This window comes from Methylobacterium endophyticum (genome assembly GCF_050591105.1).
Classification (GTDB): Bacteria; Pseudomonadota; Alphaproteobacteria; order Rhizobiales; family Beijerinckiaceae; genus Methylobacterium.
In genome coordinates this window covers 1-2434 of sequence record NZ_JBNHES010000043.1, presented here as the reverse complement: position 1 = coordinate 2434, position 2434 = coordinate 1, and the positions used below count along the sequence as shown (strand labels likewise).

The 2434-nt window shown below is 67.2% G+C and carries 1 protein-coding gene and 1 pseudogene; both read left to right on the top strand.

Features of this window, described 5'->3' with window-relative positions; translation table 11 throughout:
* Positions 1-112: 112 nt before the first annotated feature.
* Positions 113-1606: pseudogene (gene istA, locus ACP56T_RS21795) on the top strand (IS21 family transposase); the annotation flags it as partial.
* A gap of 2 nt (positions 1607-1608) precedes the next feature.
* Positions 1609-2343, top strand: coding sequence for an IS21-like element helper ATPase IstB (gene istB / locus ACP56T_RS21790; protein WP_430914101.1), 735 nt, complete (start codon positions 1609-1611; stop codon positions 2341-2343).
* The last annotated feature ends 91 nt before the right edge of the window (positions 2344-2434 follow it).

The following is a 2434-nucleotide window of genomic DNA, read 5'->3' as shown; positions in this document are numbered from 1 at the left end:
TGTGATTAGGCGTGGAATAAGGACCCCGTTTTTGGGGTAATCGGCGTCCAAACGGGACCCCAGGACAAGTCATCCACACTGCCTTCCGGCTCGAACGGGAGGCTTGCGCGGGATGTTGGTCGTGGAGACGGTCGCAAAGATCCGCCGCGCGTACTTCGTGCAGCAGAAGCCGATCAAGCAGATCTGCCGGGAGCTGAAGGTCTCTCGCAAGGTCGTGCGCAAGGTCATCCGTTCCGAGGCGACAGCGTTCCGGTACACCCGCGCCATCCAACCTGCCCCAAAGCTCGGATCGTGGCGGGATGAACTCGACCGGATGCTCCTGGCGAACGCCAGCAAGGCACGGCGCGAGCGGCTCACGCTGATGCGCATCTACGAGGCCTTGCGTGGGCTCGGGTATGAGGGCGGCTACGACGCGGTGCGCCGCTACGCCAAGGGCTGGAAGCGCGAGCATACCGCGGTCACAGCCCAGGCGTTCGTGCCGCTCTCCTTCGCGCCGGGCGAGGCCTACCAGTTCGACTGGAGCCACGAGACGGTGCTGATCGGCGGCACGACCACAGAGATCAAGGTCGCCCACGTCCGGCTCTGCCACTCGCGCATGCCGTTCGTGCGGGCCTACCCACGCGAGAGCCAGGAGATGGTGTTCGACGCCCACGACCGGGCGTTCGCCTTCTTCCGCGGCTCCTGCCAGCGCGGGATCTACGACAACATGAAGACCGCCGTGGACGCGATCTTCGTCGGACGTGAGCGCGCCTATAACCGCCGCTTCCTGCAGATGTGCTCCCACTACCTCGTCGAGCCGGTGGCCTGCACACCGGCCTCGGGCTGGGAGAAGGGGCAGGTCGAGAACCAGGTTGGACTGGTGCGCGAGCGCCTGTTCACGCCGCGCATCCGGGTGAGGAGCTACGACGAGCTGAATGCCCTGCTGCTCGACGGGGTGATCGCCTACGCCAAGACCCACCCGCATCCCGAGCAGCCCGACCGGACCGTGTGGCAGACCTTCGAGGCTGAGCGGGCGGCCCTGGTCCCCTATGCCGGTCGCTTCGACGGCTTCCATGCCGTGCCGGCGGCCGTGTCCTCGACCTGCTTGGTCCGCTTCGACAACAACCGGTACTCGGTCACGGCCTCCGCGCTCGGCCGGCCGGTCGAGGTGCGCGCCTATGCTGAGCGCGTGGAGATCCGCCAGGACGGGCGCGTCGTCGGCGAGCACGCCCGCGGCTTCGGCCGCAACCAGACGGTATTCGACCCCTGGCACTACGTCCCCGTGCTGGCCCGCAAGCCCGGCGCGCTCAGGAACGGTGCGCCGTTCAAGGACTGGGTGCTGCCTGCTGGCCTCGACCGGATCCGACGCAAGCTCGCCGGCAGCGCCGATGGCGATCGGCAGATGGTCGAGATCCTCACCGCCGTGCTGCGCGACGGGCTGAGTGCGGTCGAAGCCGCCTGCGCCGAAGCGCTGCGCGAGGGCGTGCACTCGGCCGATGTCGTGCTCAACATCCTAGCTCGGCAGCGCGAGCCCACCGCACCCGTCACCATCCTGACGCCTGAGAGCCTGCGGCTGCGCCATGAGCCGGTCGCCGATTGTGCCCGCTACGACAGCCTGAGGAGAGCCCCATGATGGAACGTCAGAACATCCTCGCCACCATGGGCGAGCTGAAGCTGTTCGGGATGAAGGCGGCCTACGACGAGATCATCAAGGTCGCGCTCAAGCGCACCCACGAGCCGCAGCAGGTCGTCGGCGACCTGCTCCAGGCCGAGATCAGCGAGAAGCAGGCGCGCTCGATCCGCTACCAGATGACGATTGCCAAGCTGCCCCTGGCCAAGGACATCGCCGAGTTCGCCTTCACCGACACGCCGATCAACGAGGGGCTGGTGCGCGACCTCGCTGGCGGTGAGTTCCTGGCCCACCAGCGCAACGTCGTGCTGGTCGGCGGCACCGGTACCGGGAAGACGCACCTGGCCATCGCCCTTGCGCGAGCCTGTATCCGGGATGGGAAGCGCGGCCGGTTCTACAACGTGGTCGACCTCGTCAATCGGCTCGAAGCTGAGGCGCGCGCCGGCCGGCAGGGCCGCATCGCCGACCATCTCATGCGGCTCGACTTCGTGGTGCTGGACGAACTCGGCTACCTGCCGTTTGCGCAGTCGGGCGGCCAGTTGCTGTTCCACCTGATCAGCAAGCTGTACGAGACCACCTCGATCGTGGTGACCACTAACCTCGCCTTCGGCGAGTGGCCGAGCGTGTTCGCCGGCGACGCCAAGATGACCACGGCGCTGCTCGACCGGCTCACCCATCACTGTGAGATCGTCGAGACCGGCAACGAGAGCTGGCGCTTCAAGAACCGCGCCTGAGGCCAGAACCTACGACGCCAAAGCTGGGCTTCGGATCAGCTCAGCCGCACCGTGCCGAGCTTGCGAAGGGGTCCCCATTGCACGCCGATCC

Bases quoted from the DNA above. Each gene is read 5' to 3' on its own strand.
- istB (WP_430914101.1), top strand. From the start codon at position 1,609: ATGATGGAACGTCAGAACATCCTCGCCACCATGGGCGAGCTGAAGCTG.